Raw genomic sequence first — 21,378 nt, 5'->3', positions numbered from 1 at the left:
CCGCTATGGCTACTCTACTCGGCACCCAACAAGAGCACGCCAGCTGGCGCGACTATCTGGAACTGACCAAGCCGCGGGTGGTGGTGTTGATGCTGATCACCTCGCTGGTCGGTATGTTCCTCGCCACACGCGCCGGCGTGGCCTGGCCGGTGCTGGTGTTCGGCAACCTTGGTATCGGCCTGTGTGCCGGCGCGGCGGCGGCGGTCAATCATGTGGTCGACCGGCGTATCGACTCGATCATGGCCCGCACCCACAAACGCCCGGTGACGGCCGGGCGTTTGTCGCCGGTGGCGGCGCTGGCCTTTGCCCTGCTGTTGGCGGTCACCGGCATGGCCCTGCTGCTGGCCTTCACCAATGAGCTGGCTGCTTGGCTGACCCTGGCGTCCTTGCTCGGTTATGCGGTGCTCTACACCGGCTTTCTCAAGCGCGCCACGCCGCAGAACATCGTCATCGGTGGCCTGGCTGGCGCTGCGCCGCCGCTGCTTGGCTGGGTCGCAGTAACCGGGCATGTCAGCGCCGAGCCGTTGCTGCTGGTGCTGATCATCTTCGCCTGGACCCCGCCGCACTTCTGGGCCCTGGCCATTCACCGCAAGGAGGAATACGCCAAGGCCGACATCCCCATGCTGCCGGTGACCCATGGCGAGCATTACACCAAGGTGCACATCCTGCTCTACACCTGCATGATGTTCGCCGTTACCCTGCTGCCGTACGCCATCCATATGAGCGGCCTGCTCTACCTGGCCTGCGCTGTCGCCTTGGGTGCGCGCTTTCTGCACTGGGCCTGGGTGCTGTACCGCGACAGCCAGCCGCACGCGGCGATCAACACCTTCAAGTACAGTATCTGGTACCTGTTTTTGCTGTTTATCGCCCTTCTCGTCGACCACTATTTGTTATTGAGCCTATGACCCGTATCCAGAAAACCGTCTTTATCCTCGTCGCCATCATTGCCCTGGTCCTCGGCCTGACTGTCAACAAAGTGTTCAACAGCTCCAGTCAGGGCGATCCGGCGGCCCTGCTCGATGCCGGGATCGTGCTGTTGCCGCAAAGCCGCAGCCTACCAGCCCTGAGCTTGACCAATCAGGACGGCCAGGCGGTGGCGGTGGATCAGCTCAAGGGCAAGTGGAGCCTGCTGTTCTTTGGCTACACCTTCTGCCCGGACATCTGCCCGACCACCCTCGCCCAGCTGCGTGAGCTCAACACCTTGCTGCCCGAGGCGGCGCGCAACAACCTGCAGGTGATTCTGGTCAGCGTCGATCCCAACCGGGACACCCCGGCGCAACTGAAGACCTACCTGGGTTACTACGATGCCGGCTTCCAGGGCCTGACTGGCGAGCAGGCGAGCATCCAGAAGCTGGCCAACGGCGTCAGCATTCCGTTTATTCCGGCGGATACCAGTAAGGAAAACTACACCGTCGATCACAGCGGCAATCTGGTTATCGTCGGTCCCGACGGCCGCCAGCGCGGCTTTATCCGTGCGCCGCTGAATAACCAGAAGCTCAAGGCGCAGTTGCCGGCCTTGCTGGTCCCCGACGCGTAGCCCGGATGCAATCCTGGCTGCCGGCGCAGAAACAAAAAAGCCCGCTCAACTGAGCGGGCTTTTGCGTAGCGCTTTGGCCAGTTTACGATCTCGCGAGCTAGAGTCAGACAAGGCAGAACTGGCCTCGGGCGCGGAGTTTACGAGTTGTAAATGAGCACCCGAGGCCAGTTCTAACGCTGTATGGCCGACGCGCAGCAGATCGTCGACGTTCGCTTAGAACGCCGGCACCACGGCACCTTTGTACTTGTCGTTGATAAAGGCTTTGACCTCGGCGCTGTTCAGCGCCTTGGCCAGTTTCTGCAGGTCGGCGGCGTCCTTGTTCTTGCTGTCGACAACCAGGATGTTGACGTACGGCGAGTCGCTACCTTCGATCACCAGAGCGTCTTTGCTCGGGTTGAGGCCGGCTTCCAGGGCGTAGTTGGTGTTGATCAACGCCAGATCGACCTGGGCCAGTACGCGCGGCAGGGTGGCGGCTTCCAGTTCACGAACCTTGATGGCCTTCGGGTTGTTGGCGATGTCTTTAACGGTGGCGGTGATGCCAGCGTCGTCCTTGAGGGTGATTACGCCGGCTTTTTGCAGCAGCAGCAAGGCGCGGCCGCCGTTGGTGGCGTCGTTGGGGATCACCACGTTGGCGCCTTGCGGCAGGTCGGCCAGGCTCTTGATCTTGCTCGAGTAAGCGCCGAAGGGCTCCACGTGGACGCCGGCGATGCTCACCAGATCGGTGCCGCGGCTGCTGTTGAACTCATTCAGGTACGGTTGGTGCTGGAAGAAGTTGGCATCCAGACGGCCTTCGGCAACCTGCACGTTGGGCTGCACGTAGTCGGTGAAGACCTTGATCTTCAGCTCTACGCCTTGCTTGGCCAGGGCTGGTTTAACGAATTCGAGAATCTCCGCGTGGGGCACGGCGGTGGCAGCCACACTGATGGATTCAGCCTGGGCGGCGCCGGTGAAGGCGGCCAGAACGGCAACGCTAGCGAGCAGGTTTTTCATCATCAAGTTCCTTGTGGGGGGTAATGCAGGCTGCGGCGGATAGCCGCTCGCCTGCCAGGCGTTTGCGTGTGGGAGCTTTTTATTTCCTGGAGAAATGCACCACCAGCTTATCGCCGGTGGATTGCAGGATTTGCACGAGGATCAGCAGCAGGATCACCGTCACCGCCATTACGTCCGGCTGATAGCGCTGGTAACCGTAGCGCACGGCTAGGTCACCAAGGCCGCCGCCGCCGATCAGACCGCTCATGGCGGTGTAGGACACCAGGGTGATGGCCGTCACTGTGGCTGCGGCAATCAGGCCCGGCAGTGCTTCCGGCAACAGGGCGCGGAAGATGATCTGCAGGGTGCTGGCGCCCATGGCCTGGGTGGCTTCAATGATGCCGCGGTCGACTTCACGCAAAGCAGTTTCCACCAGGCGGGCGAAGAACGGTGTGGCACCGACCACCAACGGCGGGATGGCCCCGGCCACGCCGAGCGAGGTGCCGGTGATCAGCACCGTCAGCGGGATCATCAGGATCAGCAGGATCACGAATGGCACTGAGCGCAGCACGTTGACCAGCAGCGACAGCAGGCCATACAGGGCCTTCTGCTCGAACAGTTGGCGTGGCCCGCAGAGAAACAGCAGCACACCTAGCGGCAGGCCGAGTAGCACAGTGAACAGCAGCGAGCCGCCGAGCATGTTCAGGGTGTCGAGGCTGGCGTAGCCGATTTCCGTCCAGTCGACGTTGGGCAGCCAGCGGGTCAGTAAGGCGTCCATCAGCGCAGCACCTCCAGGTGCACGTCGGCGGCCTGGAAGCGCGCCAGGGCAGCATCCAGATCACCGCCGGTGAGGGCCAGGGTTAGCTGGCCGTAGGGGGTGTCCTTGATCCGGTCGATGCGCCCGGCGAGGATGCTGTAATCCACCCCGGTCTCGCGCGCCACGGTGCCCAGCAGCGGCGCGTAGGTGGCTTCGCCCTGGAAAGTCAGGCGCAGGATGCGCCCCTGCACATGGCGGAAGTCATCGCGCAGGCCATCTTCATCAACATGCTCGGCTTCCTGCACGAAGCGGCAGGTGGTCGGGTGCTGCGGGTGCAGGAACACCTGCGTCACCGGGCCCTGCTCGACAATCGCGCCGTCATCCAGCACCGCCACGCGGTCGCAGACCCGACGAATCACGTCCATCTCATGGGTGATCAGGACGATGGTCAGGTTCAGCTCGCGGTTGATTTCGGCCAGCAGTTGCAGCACCGAGGCGGTGGTCTGCGGGTCGAGGGCGCTGGTGGCCTCGTCGCATAGCAGGATCTTCGGCTCGGTGGCCAGGGCGCGGGCGATGCCGACGCGCTGTTTCTGCCCGCCCGACAATTGCGCCGGGTATTTCTTCGCGTGCTGGCCGAGACCGACGCGTTCGAGCAGTTGGGCCACGCGGCTGTCGATTTGCCCACGGGTGTAGCTGCCGGCCAGTTGCAACGGCAGGGCGATGTTCTCGGCCACGGTCTTCGAGCTGAGCAGGTTGAAGTGCTGGAAGATCATTCCGACGCGCTGGCGAAAACGCCGCAGGCCGGCGGCATCGAGGGCGGTAACGTCTTCGCCGTCGATCAGGATGCGCCCGCCGGAAGGCTCTTCCAGGCGGTTGATCAGGCGCAGCAGGGTGCTCTTGCCGGCGCCGGAATGGCCGATCAGGCCAAACACTTCACCACGTTCGATACGCAGGTCGGTGCTTTGCAGGGCGCTGATCTCGCGACCATTGACGGGGTACGTCTTGTGGACGTGATGGAATTCGATCACGGGAGAAACCTTGTGGGCTTGTCGAGGTGCCGGGTGGGCACAAAGGCCGGCAGTTTACCGGGCGCTGCATAGATCACGAAAATCTTTGTCGATCTATGGTTATAGCCAAAATAGTCGGTAGCCGGTGACCGTAGGATGGGTATCGCTGCGCTCAACCCATCCTAGCAAGCCTGTGCCGTGGGGGCTTAGGGCTTGGGCGTTAGCACCAGTTGCGGCACTTGCTCGGCATTCAGGGCTTGGCTCAGTTGCAGCTTGAAGGCCGGGTCGAGTTTTTTCACCCGTGCCGAGAGCAGCGCCGCGACCCAGGGGAAGTCCTTGGCCTGGCGCACGTCGATCTGCACCGCGCAGTCGAAATTGACCACGTCGGCCGCGACGCCATCGAGCAGCTTGCGCAGGCCGTCGTTGTCCTTCTCGTCGAGCATCAACAGGCTGATGGTGCTACTGGCGGCGTCCGGTTTGATCAGCTGGGCCTGCGGTTTGGCCGGGGCGACCGGCACCTGGCTGGCGGCCAGTGCGGCTGCGGCTTTCTTCTGCGCGGCGGCACGTTCGGCGGCGAGTTTCTGCTGGCGGGCCTGTTCGGCTTTGGCCGCCGCTTGTTTGGCCGCGGCCTGTTTTGCTGCTAATTGCGCTTGCTCGGCGGCGGCCAGTTCGGCGACACGGGCTTTGGCAATGGCGTTGTCCAGGCCGCTGGTCAGAGCCGGGGCCTGTGGCAGCAGGCCGCGAGCCTTGCCGAGGGATGCGCTGGCGCCATTCAGATCGCCGTTTTTCAGCGCGGTTTGGCCCTGTTGCAGGTGGTTTTCGGCCAGTTGTCGCTGGTATTGCTCCAGGCGCGTGTCGCCGGCGGCGCGTTGGCGCAGGCTGGCCAACTGGCTTTCGGCTTGCTGCAACTGGCCACGGCTGATGCTCTGGTCGAGGTTGCGAAAGGCACTGACCAGATCGTCGACCGGCAACTCGTCATCGGCGGCGTGGGCAACGTTGAAGGCGGTGCTGGTCAAAAGGGAAACCAACAGCAGGGGCAGGCAACGGGAGATGAACGACTTCATAACTGCGCGTCTCTGATTGTGCAAAAAACGCGCAAGTCTACACTGCCGGCCGCACACCACCAAACTTGCCCACTATCCCGACCTATTCCTGCGCTTTAGCGACCAGTTCACGTGGTTCGCCGCGGCAGGGCGAGGCTCAGGAGGAACAGGCTGGCGGCGCAGACCACAATGGACGGGCCGGCCGGGGTGTCTTCGAACCACGACAGGCTGAGGCCGCCGCCGACCGCCAGCATGCCCAGCAGGCTGGCGCCGATGGCCATCTGTTCAGGGGTCCGTGAGTGACGCTGGGCGGCGGCGGCGGGAATGATCAGCAGCGAGGTGATCAGCAGTACGCCGACAATCTTCATCGCCACGGCAATCACCAGGGCGATCAGCAGCACCAAGGCCAGGCGCAGGCCGGCCACCGGCAGGCCTTCGACTTGGGCCAGTTCTTCATGCACGGTGACTGCCAGCAGCTGCCGCCACAGGGCCAGCAGGCAGGCCAGCACCAGGGCGCTGCCGGCGACGATCCACAGCAGGTCGCTGGGGCCGACGGCCAGCAGGTCGCCAAATAGGTAGCCGAGCAGGTCGATGCGCACTTCGCGGTTGAAGCTCAACACCACCAGGCCCAGCGACAGGGTGCTGGGGGCGAGAATCCCCAGCAAGGTGTCGGCCGCCAGCGGTTGGCGCTGTTGCAGGGTGACCAGCAGCACCGCCAGCAGCACGCAGCCGACGGTCACCGCCAGGGTTGGGCTGACGTCGAGCAACAGGCCAACCGCCACCCCAAGCAAGGCGGCATGGGCCAGGGTGTCGCCGAAATAGGCCATCCGCCGCCAGACCACGAAGGAGCCCAGTGGGCCTGCCACCAGAGCTAGGGCCAAGCCGGCAAGCAGGGCGTTAAGGAGAAAATCGGGCATCAGTGTTTGCACCCTGGACCGTGAATATGGGCCTGGCCATGAATCGTCAGGCCGGGCTGGCTGACCACCGCGCCATGCAGGTCGTGGGCGTGGTCGTGGCGGTGGTGATAGATGGCCAGGCTTTTGGCGTCCTCGCCGAACATCTCGACGAATACCGGGTCGTTGCTGACCTGCTCCGGGTGACCGGAGCAGCACACATGGCGGTTCAGGCAGATCACCTGGTCGGTGGTGCTCATCACCAGGTGCAGGTCGTGGGAGACCATCAGCACGCCGCAACCATAGCGGTCGCGCAGGCGGGTGATCAGGCTGTACAGCTCGGCCTGGCCGGCGACGTCGACACCTTGCACCGGCTCGTCGAGCACCAGCAGTTGTGGTTCGCGCAGCAGCGCACGGGCCAGCAGCACGCGCTGTAACTCGCCGCCAGAAATGCTTTGCAGTGGGCTGTCTAGCACCTGCGGTGCGCCAACCTCTTCCAGCGCCGCCAGGGCGCGCGGGCGGTCGACACCGGGTACCAGGCGCAGAAAGCGCAGCACCGACAGCGGCAGGGTGGCATCCACCTGCAGCTTCTGCGGCATATAGCCGATGCGCAGTTTCGGCGTACGCCACACGGTGCCGCTGTCGGGCTTCAGCAGGCCGAGCACGGCGCGCACCAGGGTGGTTTTACCAGCGCCATTGGGGCCGATCAGGGTGACGATCTCGCCAGGCTTCACGCTCAGCTGCACATCCTGCAGCACCGCCTGACCGGCGAAGCCGACGCAAATATCCTGCAGACGAATCAGGGCGTTGCTCATGCCGCCACCTGGCAGCTGGCGCACAGGCCGACAATTTCCACGGTCTGGCTTTCGACACTAAAACCGACGCTGGCGGCGCTGCGTACGATGGCGGCGCTGATGTCGTCTTGATCCAGCTCAATGGCCGCGTGGCACTGCCGGCAGATGAGGAACTGGCCCTGGTGCGGCTGCTCCGGATGGCTGCAGCCGACAAAGGCGTTGAGTGAGGCGATGCGATGCACCAGGCCATTTTCCAGGAGAAAATCCAGCGCCCGATAGACGGTCGGTGGCGCGGCACGGCGGCCGTCGGTCTCGCTCAGCACGGCAAGAATGTCGTAGGCGCCCAGCGGCTTGTGGCTGTGCCAGACCAGCTCCAGCACGCGCCGGCGCAGGGCGGTCAGGCGCACGCCTTGCTGCGCGCAGAGTGCGTCGGCATCGGCCAGGGCGCTGCTGACGCACTGGCTGTGGTCGTGGGGCAGGCAGGCCAGCGAGGCCTTGGCGGTGAAGGGCGTGAGCATGGGGCGGCGACGTCCGGTAAAAGAGACGTTATTCTATAACTCTTTGTTCTCCGATAAACCCCCTTTCTGCGCAGGTGTTGCCCGTGTCACGTGTTCTGCTTGGCTTGTTGCTCTGTTTAACCCTGGTGGGTGCCCACGCCGAAGTGCGCGTGCTGACCAGCATCAAGCCGCTGCAGCTGATTGCCGCTGCGGTGCAGGACGGTGTCGGCGCGCCTGAAGTGCTGCTGCCACCCGGCGCCTCGCCGCACAACTTCGCCCTGCGCCCCTCGGATGTGCGGCGGGTGCAGGAGGTCGAATTGTTGTACTGGATCGGCCCGGACATGGAGAGTTTTCTGCCGCGGGTGCTGAGCAATCGCACCTTGCCAAATGTGCCGGTGCAAAACCTGCCCGGCTTGCATTTACGCCATTTTGGCGAAGAGCACGGGGCCGAGTCTGAACATGACGGTCACGATGAGCATGGCCATGACGAGCCGGCTCACGACGGCGTCGATGCTGATGCCGAACACGACCATGCCCATCGCCCCGGCAGCCTGGATGCCCACCTCTGGCTGCTGTCGGCCAATGCGCGGGTGATCGCCATGCGCATGGCCGCCGACCTGAGCGCCGCCGACCCAGCTAACGCCGCGCGCTACCAGGCCAATGCGCAGGCGTTCAGCCAGCGCCTGACGGCTCTCGATCAACGCCTCAAGGCGCGCCTGACTGGCGTGCAGGGCCAGGCGTATTTTGTCTTCCATGAAGCCTTCGACTACTTCGAGGCCGCCTATGGCCTTAAACATGCCGGCGTGTTCAGCGTCGCCAGCGAAGTGCAGCCCGGTGCCCGCCATGTGGCGCAGATGCGCGAGCGCCTGCAAGCCGCTGGGCCGACCTGCGTGTTCAGCGAACCGCCACTGCGCCCACGCTTGGCGCAAACCCTCAGCGCCGGCTTGCCGGTGACGCTGGCCGAGCTGGATGCCTTGGGCAGTGCTGTGCCGGTGAGCGCGCATGGCTACGAGCAGTTGCTGGAAAACCTGGCCGGCAGCCTGGCGGGATGTCTTGAGGCGTTGTGATTAGAGCGCCATCGGCAACGGCAAGTGGACCTGCTGGCGCTGCAGCAGGTGCCGGCGGAATTCGTCTGGGTCTTTGACCTGCACGCCCAGTGCCGTTGGCTGGCGCGCGGCGATCAGGCGTGACAGCCAGAAGCGCAGGCAGGCGATGCGCAGCATGCACGGCCACCGTTCGGCTTCTGCCGGATGGAAGGGCCGCAGGCTGGCGTAGGCCGCCAGCAGCGCGCGGGCGCGGCTGAGGTCGAGGCTGCCGCTGGCGGTTGAACACCAGTCGTTGAGGGTGATGGCGACGTCGTAGAGCATCGGTCCGGAACAGGCGTTGTAGAAGTCGATCACCCCGCTCAGGTGCGGGCCGTCGAACAGGACGTTGTCGCGGAACAGGTCGGCGTGCAGGTTGGCCCGTGGCAGGGCAAGGACCGCGGCTTGCGCCTGGGCAACCTCTGCCAGGCTGGCGCGCAATAGCTCCAGCGCCTCGCCGTCCAACTGCAAGGCCTGCAGCGGACCTTCGCTGAGCATCCAGTCGAGGCCACGGTCGCTGCGTCGTTCGAGCGGCTGTGCCTGGGTGCAGAGGTGCATGCGTGCCAGCCAGCTGCCGACTTCGGCGCAGTGGTGGGCGTTTGGCTGCTCAATATGCTTGCCGGCCAGGCGCGGCTGTAGCAGCGCCGGTTTATCCGCCAGTTCGCGCAGGCATTCGCCGCTGCGGGTGGGTACGCCGTAGGGCACCGGCAAACCGGCGGCGTGCAGGCGTTGCAGCAGCTCGACAACAAACGGCAGGTCAGCGCGCTGGCCGCGCTCCACCAGGGTCAGCACATACTCGCCAGCCTCCAGGCTGACGAAGAAGTTGCTGTTCTCGGTGCCCGCGGCAATGCCCTGGAAATCCAGCAGGCGGCCGAGCCCGTAGGGGGCAACGAAGGCCTCCAGTTCCGCGCGCTCAAGCAGGGTAAACACCGACATGGCGGGCGGTCCTTACCAGCTGAAGATTTCCCAGGAGGGAATCAGCATGTCTGGTTGGTCGGAGCGGATAAAGTTGCCTTCGCTGCCGTCAGCACGCACCAGAAAGTACGGCTTGCCGTTCTTCGGGGTGATCTTGATGGCGTACAGGAAGCCGTTCTGGCGGAACTCCTGAATGGTTTTGTCGCCGTCCTGGCGGATGGTTACATCCGGGTCGGCCGCCGGGGCGTCTTCAGCGGCGATGGCATACAGCGGGCTGATGGCCAACAGGCCGGTGAGCAAGAGGCGGTTGAGTACGCGCATGGTAACCTTGTCCCTTTGTCGTCAATGGTCGGTTAAGTCTAACTCCGACCCTCAGGAAAAGGTTGATCCTGCGCATGTCTAACGCCCCTCTGGTTCTGGTGGACGGTTCTTCGTACCTGTACCGCGCCTTTCACGCCATGCCGCCGCTGACCACGTCCAAGGGCTTGCCCTCCGGGGCGGTGAAGGGCGTGCTGAACATGCTCAAGAGCCTGCGCAAGCAGTACCCGGACAGCCCTTTCGCGGTGGTTTTCGATGCCAAGGGGCCGACCTTTCGCGATGAGTTGTTTGCCGAGTACAAATCCCATCGCCCGCCGATGCCGGATGAACTGCGCGTGCAGATCGAGCCGCTGCACGCCAGCGTGCGTGCCCTCGGCTACCCGTTGCTGTGCATTGAGGGCGTGGAGGCCGATGACGTGATCGGCACCCTGGCCCGGCAAAGTGCGGGCGAAGGGCGGCCGGTGGTGATTTCCACCGGTGATAAGGACATGGCCCAACTGGTCTGCCCGCTGGTGACCCTGGTCAACACCATGACTGGCAGCGTCTATGACATCGAGGGGGTGAAGACCAAGTTTGGCGTCGGCCCCGAGCTGATCATCGATTACCTGGCCCTGATGGGCGACAAGGCTGACAACATTCCTGGCGTGGCTGGGGTTGGCGAGAAGACTGCTCTGGGCCTGTTGGTCGGTGTCGGCGGTGGCCTGGATGTGCTTTACGCCAACCTCGACAAAGTGCCCGAGCTGCCGATTCGCGGGGCCAAGACCTTGCCGGCCAAGCTGTTGGAGCAGCGCGAGATGGCCTACCTGTCCTACGAGCTGGCGACCATCAAACTCGACGTGCCGCTGGCGGTGCAGATTGACGACCTGCACATGGGGGCCGTGGATGTGCCGGCGCTGATCGAGGTCTATCGCGAGCTGGAGTTCAAGAGCTGGGTCGATCAGCTGCAGCGCAGTGCGCCGGCACCGGTGAAGGCGCCCGTGGCGGTGCCGGATAGCGGTTTGTTCGATCTGCAGGCCTCGGCCAGTGCGCCGCAGGTTGCTGCCCCTGCAGTTGCTGGGCTGCCTGCGGTGGATGCTGAGGTCGCTGAACCTGAGCCTGTAGCGCCGGCCCGCAGCGAGCACTACGAAACCATTCTCGACGCCGAGCGCTTTGCCGTTTGGCTGGCAAAGCTGCAGCAGGCCGAGCTGATCGCCTTCGACACCGAGACCACCAGTGTCGACGCCCAGCAGGCGCAGATCGTCGGTGTGTCGTTCGCGGTCAAGGCCGGGGAAGCAGCCTATGTGCCGCTGACCCACTCGTACATGGGCGTGCCGACCCAGCTGGACCGCGACACGGTGCTCAAGGCGCTCAAGCCGCTGCTGGAAGATCCGCACAAAGCCAAGGTCGGTCAGCACGCCAAGTACGACATCAACGTGCTGGCTAATTGTGCCCTCGACGGCGACCCAAGCAACGGCATTAACGTGCAGGGCGTGGCCTTCGACAGCATGCTCGAATCCTACGTGCTGGACTCCACTGCCACGCGCCACAACATGGACGCACTGGCCCTCAAGTACCTCGACTACAGCACCATCGCCTTCGAGGACATTGCCGGCAAGGGTGCCAAGCAACTGACCTTCGACCAGATTGCCCTAGAGTTGGCCGGCCCCTACGCGGCGGAAGATGCCGACATCACCCTGCGACTGCACCACGCGCTGTGGCCGCAACTGCAAGCCATCCCGAGCTTGGCCAAGGTGCTGACCGAGATCGAGATGCCGCTGGTGCCGGTGCTGGCGCGTATCGAGCGTCAGGGCGCGTTGGTGGATGCCCAGTTGCTGGGCATTCAAAGCGTCGAGCTGGGCGACAAGCTGGTGCAGCTGGAGCGTGAGGCCTTTGCCATTGCCGGTGAGGAGTTCAACCTCGGCTCGCCCAAGCAGCTGGGCGTTATCCTCTATGAAAAGCTCGGCTTGCCAGTGCTGAGCAAGACGGCCAAGGGCCAGGCCTCGACCGCCGAAGCGGTGCTGGCCGAGCTGGCCGAGCAGGATTATCCGCTGCCCAAAGTGCTGATGCAGTACCGCAGCCTGAGCAAGTTGAAAAGCACTTACACCGATCGCCTGCCGGAGCAGATCAACCCGCGCACCGGGCGCATTCACACCTCCTACCATCAGGCCGTCACGGCCACCGGGCGGCTGTCGTCCAGTGACCCGAACCTGCAGAACATCCCCATTCGCACCGCCGAAGGCCGGCGTATCCGCCAGGCGTTTATCGCGCCGCTCGGCTACAAACTGGTGGCGGCGGACTACTCGCAGATCGAGCTGCGCATCATGGCTCACCTGGCCCAGGACGAAGGTCTGCTGCATGCCTTCCGGCACAACCTCGATGTGCACAAGGCAACGGCGGCCGAGGTATTCGGCGTCGCGCTGGGGGATGTGAGCACTGATCAGCGCCGTAGCGCCAAGGCCATCAACTTCGGCCTGATCTATGGCATGAGTGCCTTTGGTCTGGCCAAGCAGATCGGTTGCGACCGCAAGCAGGCCCAGGCCTATATCGACCGCTACTTCCAGCGCTATCCGGGCGTGCTGGCCTATATGGAGCGCACCCGCGAGCAGGCTAGCGAACAGGGCTATGTGGAAACCCTGTTCGGCCGTCGTCTGTATCTGCCGGAAATCCAGTCGAAGAACGCCGCCTTGCGCAAAGGCGCCGAACGCACAGCGATCAACGCGCCGATGCAGGGCACGGCGGCCGACATCATCAAGCGCGCGATGGTAATGGTTGATCGCTGGTTGAGTGAGTCCGGGGTGGATGCGCGGGTGATCCTGCAGGTCCACGACGAACTGGTGCTGGAAGTGCGTGAGGATCTGGTCGAGCTCGTCAGCGCGCAGTTGCGCGACCTGTTGGGTGCTGCAGCCGATTTGGCGGTGCCGCTGTTGGTCGAGGTTGGCGTCGGCGCCAATTGGGATGAGGCGCACTGATTAGCGTGGCCGTGGCAGCGATTTTGTTGCCGGACTGAACTTTATCGCGCTGCCAGCGTCAGAGTTACTGAATGGCTGCTGAGGTCGTTCAGTGCTCTTGTGTTTAGTGTTGGCAGATATCTGACTTTGGTTTTCGAGTCAGCGTTGAACCCGAACTTCTACTCCCTAATGAAGTTCGGGTTTTTTTTGCCTGTTATTCGGCGACGTCGTCGCTTTCGTCCTCGACGTCAGCATCGTCATCCAGCAAGCCCAGCCACTGCGCCAGTACCAGGTGAGCCTCTTCGATGCCCTGGCGCTTGGGTGCGGAGAACAGCTGGATGCTGATGGCATCGCCCCAGCCCTTGTGAATCTCCTGACGGACCTTGAGCAGGGTGGTCTTTGCGGCGCCGTAGGCCAGCTTGTCGGACTTGGTCAGCAGGATGTGCATGGGCATCTGGCTGGCCACGGCCCAGTCGAGCATCAACTGGTCGAAGTCGGTCAGCGGCTTGCGGATATCCATCATCAGGATCAGCCCGGCCAGGCTGTTACGGCTGCCCAGGTAGGCTTCCAGGTGTTTCTGCCAGTGCAGCTTGAGCGGGATCGGCACCTTGGCGTAGCCGTAACCCGGCAAGTCGACCAGGCGGTGATCCTCGTCCAGGCTGAAGAAGTTGAGCAGCTGGGTGCGTCCTGGGGTTTTCGAGGTGCGCGCCAGGCTGGCGTGGGTCAGCGTGTTCAGCGCGCTGGACTTGCCGGCGTTGGAACGCCCGGCAAACGCGACTTCGCGACCAACGTCCGGCGGACACTGGTCGACCTTGGCGGCGCTGATGAGAAAGGTGGACTGTTGGCACAGTCCGAGGATCGGATTCTTGACTGACATTAGGGGTTCCACAGGTGCGACTCGGTGTCGCAGGGGGCGGTTTCGTTTCCGTTTGGACGGCTGCAGTATATAATGGCGCAGATTTTGTGTGCGCTTTGTGCTTTCCCCTATGATGAAAATCTCGGGAGCGATTAAACAGTCTGCGCGATAGAACGCGGAACGTTCCCAACCTGAATGAGGCTGGTCATGAAAAATTTGTTTATCGCTGCAAGCATTCTTCTGTGTTCGTTCAGTGCACAAGCGGCACAGGATCCGGAAGCCGTGTTTACCCGCAGTTGCGGCGCTTGCCACAACGGCCAGCTGCCAATGGCACCGAAAAAAGGTGATGTGGCAGCTTGGGAACCGCGCCTGAAACAAGGCATGCCAACCCTGGTAAAACACGTTACCGAAGGCTTCAATGCTATGCCGCCACGCGGTATTTGCATGGACTGCACCGCCGAAGATTACCAGGCTGTCATCGAATGGATGAGCAAGTAATCGGCTTGCTGGATCTCTCAACCCTTAGCCGTATTTGGATTAGCTGATGAAGAAAGTACTCGTGAGTCTGTTGTTGACCCTGGGCATCACCGGTTTGGCCCAGGCCGCTGGCGACGCTGCCGCAGGCCAAGGCAAGGTTGCTATGTGTGGCGCTTGCCACGGTGCCGACGGTAACAGCATGGCGCCGACCTTCCCGAAACTGGCTGGTCAGGGTGAGCGTTACCTGCTCAAGCAATTGAACGACATCAAGTCGGGCGCCCGCGCAGTTGTGCCGATGACTGGCATGTTGACCGGCATGAGCGATCAAGACCTGCAGGACATCGCGGCCTACTTCGCTAGCCAGAACATGAGCGTCGGTGCTGCTGATCCGGCGCTGGTGGCGCGTGGTGAAGCGCTGTTCCGTGGCGGTAAGCTCGATCAAGGCATGCCAGCGTGCACCGGTTGCCACTCGCCAACCGGTTCGGGTAACGATGCTGCCGGCTTCCCGCAGTTGGGTGGTCAGCACGGTGATTACGTTGCCCTGCAGCTGACCAACTTCCGTGAAGGCGTGCGCACCAACGATGGCGACACCAAGATCATGCGCGCCATCGCTGAGAAGCTGAGCAACAAGGATATCGCGGCACTGTCGAGCTACATTCAGGGCCTGCACTAAGTCCTGAGCGTTGCGGCAGAAAAAAGGGTGGCTTCGGCCACCCTTTTTCTTTGCGCGGCTGGCTACAATGCCGGAACCTGTCGACAGCTGCTCGGTCGAAACATGGTCTTGGGACCATCCCCTTTTTGCTAGGAGTTAAGCATGCGTAACCTGATCCTTTCTGCCGTTCTTGCCGGCGCCAGCCTGTTTGGTGTGGCCCAGGCCGAGAATATCGAGGCGGGCAAACAATACGTGGAGCTGAGCAGCGCGGTTCCCGTGTCCAAGCCTGGCAAGATCGAAGTGGTGGAGTTGTTCTGGTACGGCTGCCCGCATTGCTATCACTTCGAGCCGACCATCAATCCATGGGTCGCCAAGCTGCCGGATGACGTGAATTTTGTTCGCGTGCCGGCCATGTTCGGTGGCGTATGGGACCTGCACGGGCAAATGTTTATCGCCCTGCAGACCATGGGTGTCGAAGCCAAGGTTCACGCTGCGGTGTTCGAAGCCATCCAGAAAGGCGGCAAGAAGCTCGCCAGCCCCGATGAAATGGCTGAGTTCCTCGCCACCCAGGGCGTGGATAAAGACGCTTTCCTGAAGACCTACAATTCCTTCGGCGTGAAGGGCCAAGTGGCCAACGCCAAGCGTCTGGGCATGGCGTACCAGATCAGCGGCGTGCCAGCGATGGTCGTCAACGGCAAGTACCGCTTTGACATCGGCTCGTCCGGTGGCCCGGAGCAAACCCTCGACGTGGCCGATCAGCTGATCGCCAAGGAACGAGCGAGTAAGTAACGGCTGGCGCGCGGCCATGCTGCGGCGCTGGCGGGTTGAACGAGCGGCAGGCCTGCGCCTGCCGCAGGTCAACTCACATTGTCTGGACAGCAGCGGCTTGCCCGCCGATGGCCTCTTGCGGCTGCTCAGCTTCAATATCCAGGTTGGCATCAGCACCGAGCGCTACCGCCATTATCTAACCCGCGGCTGGCAGCACCTGCTGCCGCATCCGGGGCGTAACGGCAATCTGCAGCGCATCGGTGAGCTCCTCGCCGACTACGACCTGGTGGCCCTGCAGGAAGTCGACGGCGGCAGCCTGCGCTCCGGGTTTATCAATCAGGTCGAACAGCTGGCGCTGCTTGGGCGTTTTCCCTACTGGTATCAGCAACTCAATCGTAACCTTGGTCATTTCGCCCAGCACAGCAACGGCGTGCTCGCGCGCTTGCATCCACGGGTTCTTGAAGATCATCCATTACCCGGCCCCCGTGGTCGCGGGGCCATCCTGCTGCGCTTTGGCGAAGGTGCGGATGCGCTCGTGGTGGTGATGATGCACCTGGCCCTCGGGCCGCGCACCCGTACCCGGCAACTGGCGTATATCCGCGAATTGCTCAAGGGCTGCCGGCATGTGGTGCTGATGGGCGACATGAACACCCATGCGGTCGACCTGCTGGAAAACTCGCCTCTGCGCGATCTTGGCCTGCTGGCGCCGCAAGTTCAGGCCACCTTTCCCAGCTGGCAGCCGCAACGCTGCCTGGACCATATTCTGTTGAGTCCCGAGCTGATTCTTGAGCGCGTGCGGGTACTGCCCCTGCCGATTTCCGATCATTTGCCGGTGGCGGTCGATATTCGCCTGCCCCATGCCACTGGCGGCGCACAGCCGCCTATGCTGAATACGCCTCTCTGCGGACCTGATTTATGAGCATTGATAGCGAGCGCTGGAAAGCCAAATACCTGCAAAGCCTGGAAGACCAGGAGAAACTCGAGAAGCGCTGGGATGCCCGCGAGGACCTGTTGCGCCGTGGTCTGGTGCGCAGCAGCCTGGCGGCCGAAGGCACCGACAAGGCGGTCGACCAGTGCATGCAGGAGCTGCGCGACATTCTTCGCCGCGACGACATGGACAGCGGCCTGGCCGGCCTGATCCCGCGTCTGGAGAAAGCCGTGCTGGACTCCGAGCACCGGCGCCAGGAGCGTATGGCCCAGGTCTCTACCGCCCTTGGTGCCCTGGTGGGGCAGCTGCAGGAGCTGCCGTTGCCGCGCGAAGTCAGCAAGCCGCTGAAGAGCTTTGCCAAACAATTGGAAGGTCGCTCCAGCCAACTGCGCGAGCTGCCGGTGCTGCTCGGTGAACTGAGCGGCCTGCAGCGCCAGGCCTTGGCGCTGCGTGAGGGCGAGGATGCCAGCCGCCCCGGTTTCTTGCAGCGTCTGTTTGGTGGTCGCGAGGGTGGCGCCGGCGACGCCTCGGCAGCTGCCGTGGACGATCACGCGATAACTGCCCCGACGGCATCCGCGCATGAAACAGGCAGTGACCTGGCTCCTGTGCCGCAGGCCAGTGCTCCGGCCGTTGATTTGCCGCTGGACTTTGGTCTGGCCGAGCCGCCAGCGGCGCGTGTTGAGGCACCACTGGCGGCGTCATCTCCATCTGTCCCGGTCCCTGCCGCTCCGCCGGCCACCTTGCTAGATAGCCTGCCGCTGCCTGCCGCGCTGCTTCGCGATGAACCCAGTGTGGCATCGGCGGCCAAATTTGATGGCGCGCCTGAGTATGCTCTACCGGTGTCGTCGGAGCCGGGTTACAGCGCCATCGCCGCGCATGTGGAAAAAGCGCTGGTGGAGTTGATCGACGAGTTGCCGGTGCCGGAGCGCCATCGTCCCCAAGCCGACAGCCTGCGTGAGCGCATTCTTGCCGGCCTGAATCTGTATGAGCTGGTGCCGGTGCTGGACGATTTTGCCGTGCTCATGCTGGCGGTGGCCGACCTCGGCCAGCGCGAGTTTGAGGGCTATCTCAAACAACTCAACGAACGCCTGTCGACCTTCCAGAACAATCTGCAGGATGCTCACGAAGGCTATGCCGACTCCATGAGTGCGGCCCGAGAGCTGGACAGCGAGTTGCGCCAGCAGGTCGGCGGTCTGCACAGCAGTGTGCAGGAAGCGACCGATCTCAACAGCCTGAAAGAAGTGGTGGAGAACCGTCTGGACGGTCTGCTCAGCACCATGGATCAGTACCAGCGCCAGCGCGGCGAGTTGGAGCACGCCCTAAGCGGGCGTCTGCAAACCCTGGTCGAGCGTGTGGCGAGCATGGAGCAGGAAGCCAAGGGCTTTCGCGACCATATCGAAGAACAACGGCAGAAGGCCCTCACCGACCCTCTTACCGGCTTGCCCAATCGGGCTGCCTGGGACGAGCGTTGCGAGCTGGAAGTGGCGCGATGGCAGCGTTATGGCGGCGAGCTGCTGATGGCCGTGTTGGACATCGATTTCTTCAAGCGCATCAACGACAACTATGGCCACTTGGCCGGCGACAAGGTGCTAAAGATCATCGCTACCGAGCTGGCCAAACGCCTGCGCAAGACCGACTTTATCGCCCGCTTTGGTGGCGAGGAGTTTGTTCTGTTGATCCCCAGTACACCCCTGGAAGGCGCCCAGCAATTGCTGGAGACGCTGCGCACGGCGATTGAGAGCTGCCCGTTCCACTTCAAGGGCGAGCGGGTCACGATCACCCTGTCAGCCGGGGTCAGTGCTTTTGCTGCAGGTGAACGCGCCGAGCAGGTGTTCGAGCGTGCCGACCAGGCCCTGTACCGGGCCAAGCGCAGTGGTCGCAACCGCATTGAAGTTGGCTAAGTTGCGTTGACCGCTTTCAGGCCGCGCTGGGCAAGTACGGATGCCAGGTTTCCGGAATCTGCTCCAGGCGCGGGTAGTTAAGGGCCTTGAGCTGCAGCTGACTGAGTAGAAACGGCGTGTGCCGCAGGTGCGGCGGTACGTTGCGTAGCTCCGGTAACCAGAGGCTGACGTAAGAGGCGTCCGGGTCGTACTGGCGGGCCTGACGCAGAGCGTTGAACAGCCGCCCGTTGCGGGGATCACTGCCCACACCCGCCAGATAGGCCCAGTTGCCCCAATTGCTGGCCGGGTCGTAATCCAGCAGATGCTCCTCAAACCAAGCCGCGCCGTGGCGCCAATCCTGCTGCAGGTCGTTGACCAGATAGCTGGCCACCACCTGCCGCCCGCGGTTGGACATAAAACCGGTAGCCGCCAGTTCGCGCATGCAGGCATCCACCAGCGGCATGCCGGTACGTCCCTGGCACCACTGCTGGAAGCGCTCGTCCACCAGCTGCGGTGCGCGTGCGGTGGCCTTCAGGCCGCCCGCGCGGAACAGCGCACTGCCATGACGCACCAGGGTCCAGCGAAAGAACTCACGCCAGAGCAGCTCAACCCACAGCCAGTAAGTTGAGTCATTGCGGCCAAACTGCGATTCATGGCGGCGTAACTCGGCGATGGCCCGGCGCGGTGACAGGCTGCCGTTGGCCAGCCAGGGCGAGAATTTCGACGAGTATTCGCTGCCGATCATGCCGTTGCGCGTGTCCTTGTAGTGGCGCACGTTTTGGCTGTCCCACAGGTAATCGCGCAGTCGCGCACTGGCCGCCGCCTCTCCGCCGGAAAAGGGAAAGGCACTGGCCGCCACGCTTAGCGGCTCGCCCAGGCCCAACTGCGACAAAGTCGGCAAGGGCGTCAGTAGCGCCTCACTGCCTTCTGGCAAGACGGGTAGATAGTCGGGGGCGGGTTGCGGCTGGAACACCTGCAGCCCCTGCTCGACCAGGGTGCGAAATTGGGTAAACACCGCCGGCAGTTCGGCCACCGGGCAGGGCAGCTGATCGCGGCGCAGCAAACCATTGCCCGCTTGCTCCCACAGCGCCACGCTGCCCAACCGGGCGCGTACCTGTTGCAGCTGTTGGCGCTCCTGGGGGGCGATTTCCTCCAGGGTCAGGACTTCCTGCAGGTTAAAGCGCTCGACCAGTTGTGGGATCAGTTGTTCGGCGCGCCCTTGCAGCACCAGCAGGTGCGAGCCGCGCTGGCGCAGGGCACCGTCCAGCGCCGCCAGGCTTTCCAGCAGAAAGCGCGCGCGGTGCACGCCCAGGCCGCGGCTGCCCAGCGGCCCCGGCTGCAGTTGGGCGGGGTCGAGGATAAATACCGGCAGCAAGGCATCGGCCCCGCGCGCTGCTTGCAGCGCTGGGTGATCGTCCAGACGTAAGTCCTGTTTGAACCAAAGCAGTACGCGGCGCATGGCAGTTATCCTCTAAACCCTTTAAGAAAATCGTCCCTGACTCTCACCATACGCCCTGCTCTGCAGGCGCTATGGCCGTCTATCCCGATCTTAGCGCCCTGTGTCTGATCGGTTCGTGTCAGCGTGGTCGGCGGTGACGCTTTAACGACAGACGGCAACGCCGTCGCACACTAAACTGCGCGGATTAGATGAGGAGCTGTACATGGATATTTTTGCCGTTGCCGTATTGGTGTTTCTGGTCACCGACCCATTTGGCAACACCGCCATCTACCTGGCGGCGCTGAAAAACGTAGCCCCTGAGCGGCGCCTGCGGGTGGCCGTGCGCGAACTGTTGTTCGCCCTGGTGTTGCTGATGCTGTTCCTCACCTTCGGCGAAGCGGTACTCAGCGGCCTGGGCTTGTCCCGTGAGTCCACGGCGATTGCCGGCGGTATCATCCTCTTCGTTATTGCCATGCGCCTGATCTTTCCCGGCCCCCAGGGCGTGCTCGGCGATTTGCCCGACGGCGAGCCGATGCTGGTGCCGCTGGCCACGCCGGCGCTGGCCGGGCCCTCGGCGCTGGCGGTACTGATGACCCTGCGCAACACCTTCACGGGAGAGCTGTGGGAGTTGTACCTGGGCGTGTTCCTGGCCTGGGCGGCCACCGCCTTGATCCTCCTGCAGGCCACCGCCTTGCAGCGTTATCTCGGCTCGCGCGGGCTGATGGCCATCGAGCGCCTGACCGGTATGCTGCTGATCATGCTCAGCGTCGACATGTTGCTGGATAACCTGCAGAGCATCCTGCACATCGCGCCATGAAAGCTTTAGCGCTGGTCTTCAGTCTGTTGCTGCTGGGCGGATGCGCCGGCGGTTTGTCGATTGACCGCAAGCACCCCTCGGCCAATCACGACAGCCGGGTGCAATGGGTCGTGGTGCATTACACCTCCACCGATGTGCAGCACTCGCTGGAGCTGCTGACTCGCGGCGGCGTCAGCAGCCATTACCTGATCGGCGAGGCGCCGGCGACCATCTACCAACTGGTGGACGAGAACCGCCGCGCCTGGCACGCCGGCGACAGCCAATGGCGCGGGCGCACCTGGCTGAACGCCAGCACCATTGGAATCGAACTGGTCAATCAGGGTTATGCCGACACCCCCGCCGGCCGCGTCTGGCAGCCCTACAGCGAGGCGCAGATCGATGCCCTTATCTTGTTGCTCAAGGACATCGTGCAGCGCCATCACCTGCCCATCGACAGCATCATCGGTCACAGTGACATTGCTCCGCAGCGTAAGGTCGATCCGGGGCCGTTGTTCCCCTGGCGGCGCTTGGCCGACGCCGGGCTGATCCGCTGGCCGGATGCGGCGCAGGTGGCGCGCCAGCAAGCGCTGTTCAGCCAGCAACTGCCAGCGCCGGAGTGGTTCGCCGAGCAATTGCGTCAATTGGGCTATGCCGTGCCGACCGTGGCCCAGGCCGACCAACCGCTGCGTAATGTGCTGGCGGCGCTGCAGATGAAATACCGGCCGAGCAATTTCGATGGTCAGCCGGATGCCGAAACGGCGGCGATTCTGCAGGTGCTCAATCAGGCGCGCTGACGCGTCGATAGTCGCTGGCCCCCGACTGCCGCTATGATCGCCGCCATTCA

22 protein-coding genes are annotated in these 21,378 nt (G+C 63.4%); 11 read left to right on the top strand and 11 right to left on the bottom strand.

Annotated elements, in window-relative coordinates; genetic code table 11:
- Positions 1–5 precede the first annotated feature (5 nt).
- Complete coding sequence (cyoE, locus tag AC56DI_RS14345; protein WP_496346771.1) at positions 6–905, top strand: heme o synthase; 900 nt, start codon at positions 6–8, stop codon at positions 903–905.
- Positions 902–1,537, top strand: coding sequence for an SCO family protein (locus AC56DI_RS14340; protein WP_496346770.1), 636 nt, complete (start codon positions 902–904; stop codon positions 1,535–1,537). Before cyoE ends, AC56DI_RS14340 begins: the two co-directional genes overlap by 4 nt.
- A 213-nt stretch (positions 1,538–1,750) precedes the next feature.
- On the opposite strand, the gene AC56DI_RS14335 is transcribed toward AC56DI_RS14340, so the two are convergent.
- The 7 genes from AC56DI_RS14335 to zur all read right to left on the bottom strand — a co-directional run bounded on the left by AC56DI_RS14335 (position 1,751) and on the right by zur (position 7,518).
- Complete coding sequence (locus tag AC56DI_RS14335; RefSeq protein ID WP_496346769.1) at positions 1,751–2,527, bottom strand: MetQ/NlpA family ABC transporter substrate-binding protein; 777 nt, start codon at positions 2,525–2,527, stop codon at positions 1,751–1,753.
- A gap of 79 nt (positions 2,528–2,606) precedes the next feature.
- Positions 2,607–3,284: a methionine ABC transporter permease gene (locus AC56DI_RS14330; protein ID WP_324519715.1), complete on the bottom strand. Its 678-nt coding sequence runs from the start codon at positions 3,282–3,284 to the stop codon at positions 2,607–2,609.
- Positions 3,284–4,291: a methionine ABC transporter ATP-binding protein gene (locus AC56DI_RS14325; RefSeq protein WP_496346768.1), complete on the bottom strand. Its 1,008-nt coding sequence runs from the start codon at positions 4,289–4,291 to the stop codon at positions 3,284–3,286. The genes AC56DI_RS14330 and AC56DI_RS14325 overlap by 1 nt, the downstream gene beginning before the upstream one ends.
- Before the next feature lie 185 nt (positions 4,292–4,476).
- The gene (locus AC56DI_RS14320; protein WP_496346767.1) at positions 4,477–5,334 is read right to left on the bottom strand and encodes a PA5502 family lipoprotein; all 858 of its coding nucleotides are present in this window, start codon (positions 5,332–5,334) and stop codon (positions 4,477–4,479) included.
- A gap of 107 nt (positions 5,335–5,441) precedes the next feature.
- Positions 5,442–6,230 carry a zinc ABC transporter permease subunit ZnuB gene (gene znuB / locus AC56DI_RS14315; RefSeq protein ID WP_496346766.1) on the bottom strand — a complete coding sequence of 263 codons (789 nt, stop codon included), beginning with the start codon at positions 6,228–6,230 and terminating at the stop codon, positions 5,442–5,444.
- Positions 6,230–7,021 carry a zinc ABC transporter ATP-binding protein ZnuC gene (znuC, locus tag AC56DI_RS14310; RefSeq protein ID WP_496346765.1) on the bottom strand — a complete coding sequence of 264 codons (792 nt, stop codon included), beginning with the start codon at positions 7,019–7,021 and terminating at the stop codon, positions 6,230–6,232. The genes znuB and znuC overlap by 1 nt, the downstream gene beginning before the upstream one ends.
- Positions 7,018–7,518, bottom strand: coding sequence for a zinc uptake transcriptional repressor Zur (gene zur / locus AC56DI_RS14305; RefSeq protein WP_496346764.1), 501 nt, complete (start codon positions 7,516–7,518; stop codon positions 7,018–7,020). The genes znuC and zur overlap by 4 nt, the downstream gene beginning before the upstream one ends.
- A gap of 83 nt (positions 7,519–7,601) precedes the next feature.
- On the opposite strand from zur, the gene AC56DI_RS14300 reads away from it, so the two are divergent.
- On the top strand, positions 7,602–8,564 hold the full coding sequence (locus tag AC56DI_RS14300) for a zinc ABC transporter substrate-binding protein (protein ID WP_496346763.1): 963 nt from the start codon (positions 7,602–7,604) through the stop codon (positions 8,562–8,564).
- Here the strand turns inward: AC56DI_RS14300 and AC56DI_RS14295 are convergent, their stop codons facing one another.
- Entirely contained in the window at positions 8,565–9,515 is a 951-nt protein-coding gene (locus AC56DI_RS14295) for a homoserine kinase (protein WP_496346762.1), read from the bottom strand.
- A 12-nt stretch (positions 9,516–9,527) separates the two neighbouring features.
- On the bottom strand, positions 9,528–9,815 hold the full coding sequence (locus tag AC56DI_RS14290; RefSeq protein WP_324519727.1) for a DUF2782 domain-containing protein: 288 nt from the start codon (positions 9,813–9,815) through the stop codon (positions 9,528–9,530).
- Positions 9,816–9,889: 74 nt separating this feature from the next.
- On the opposite strand from AC56DI_RS14290, the gene polA reads away from it, so the two are divergent.
- Positions 9,890–12,760: a DNA polymerase I gene (gene polA / locus AC56DI_RS14285; protein ID WP_496346761.1), complete on the top strand. Its 2,871-nt coding sequence runs from the start codon at positions 9,890–9,892 to the stop codon at positions 12,758–12,760.
- A 193-nt stretch (positions 12,761–12,953) separates the two neighbouring features.
- Here the strand turns inward: polA and yihA are convergent, their stop codons facing one another.
- The gene (gene yihA / locus AC56DI_RS14280) at positions 12,954–13,616 is read right to left on the bottom strand and encodes a ribosome biogenesis GTP-binding protein YihA/YsxC (RefSeq protein WP_324519730.1); all 663 of its coding nucleotides are present in this window, start codon (positions 13,614–13,616) and stop codon (positions 12,954–12,956) included.
- Positions 13,617–13,802: 186 nt separating this feature from the next.
- Between yihA and AC56DI_RS14275 the strand changes: the two genes are divergently transcribed.
- The 5 genes from AC56DI_RS14275 to AC56DI_RS14255 all read left to right on the top strand — a co-directional run bounded on the left by AC56DI_RS14275 (position 13,803) and on the right by AC56DI_RS14255 (position 18,321).
- Positions 13,803–14,093: a c-type cytochrome gene (locus AC56DI_RS14275; protein ID WP_496346760.1), complete on the top strand. Its 291-nt coding sequence runs from the start codon at positions 13,803–13,805 to the stop codon at positions 14,091–14,093.
- 46 nt (positions 14,094–14,139) lie between these two features.
- Positions 14,140–14,745: a c-type cytochrome gene (locus AC56DI_RS14270; RefSeq protein ID WP_422587762.1), complete on the top strand. Its 606-nt coding sequence runs from the start codon at positions 14,140–14,142 to the stop codon at positions 14,743–14,745.
- A gap of 141 nt (positions 14,746–14,886) precedes the next feature.
- A complete protein-coding gene (locus AC56DI_RS14265; protein ID WP_496346759.1) occupies positions 14,887–15,513 on the top strand; it encodes a thiol:disulfide interchange protein DsbA/DsbL in 627 nt (208 codons plus the stop codon).
- Between the two features lie 16 nt (positions 15,514–15,529).
- Positions 15,530–16,411: an endonuclease/exonuclease/phosphatase family protein gene (locus AC56DI_RS14260; RefSeq protein ID WP_496346758.1), complete on the top strand. Its 882-nt coding sequence runs from the start codon at positions 15,530–15,532 to the stop codon at positions 16,409–16,411.
- The gene (locus tag AC56DI_RS14255; RefSeq protein ID WP_496346757.1) at positions 16,408–18,321 is read left to right on the top strand and encodes a diguanylate cyclase; all 1,914 of its coding nucleotides are present in this window, start codon (positions 16,408–16,410) and stop codon (positions 18,319–18,321) included. Before AC56DI_RS14260 ends, AC56DI_RS14255 begins: the two co-directional genes overlap by 4 nt.
- Before the next feature lie 16 nt (positions 18,322–18,337).
- Here AC56DI_RS14255 and AC56DI_RS14250 read toward each other — a convergent pair whose 3' ends face one another.
- Entirely contained in the window at positions 18,338–19,759 is a 1,422-nt protein-coding gene (locus AC56DI_RS14250) for a DASH family cryptochrome (RefSeq protein ID WP_496346756.1), read from the bottom strand.
- A 202-nt stretch (positions 19,760–19,961) separates the two neighbouring features.
- Here AC56DI_RS14250 and AC56DI_RS14245 point away from each other — a divergent pair, with 202 nt between their 5' ends.
- Both AC56DI_RS14245 and AC56DI_RS14240 read left to right on the top strand, forming a co-directional pair.
- Positions 19,962–20,555 carry a MarC family protein gene (locus AC56DI_RS14245; RefSeq protein ID WP_324519737.1) on the top strand — a complete coding sequence of 198 codons (594 nt, stop codon included), beginning with the start codon at positions 19,962–19,964 and terminating at the stop codon, positions 20,553–20,555.
- Positions 20,552–21,328, top strand: a complete 777-nt coding sequence (locus AC56DI_RS14240) for an N-acetylmuramoyl-L-alanine amidase (RefSeq protein WP_496346755.1) — start codon at positions 20,552–20,554, stop codon at positions 21,326–21,328. The genes AC56DI_RS14245 and AC56DI_RS14240 overlap by 4 nt, the downstream gene beginning before the upstream one ends.
- The last annotated feature ends 50 nt before the right edge of the window (positions 21,329–21,378 follow it).

The sequence above is a fragment of the Pseudomonas sp. BGA-UO-ETr-WB11 genome, assembly GCF_059567785.1.
Note: the sequence above shows the minus strand (reverse complement) of the source record. Positions and strands in the feature narration are given on the sequence as shown.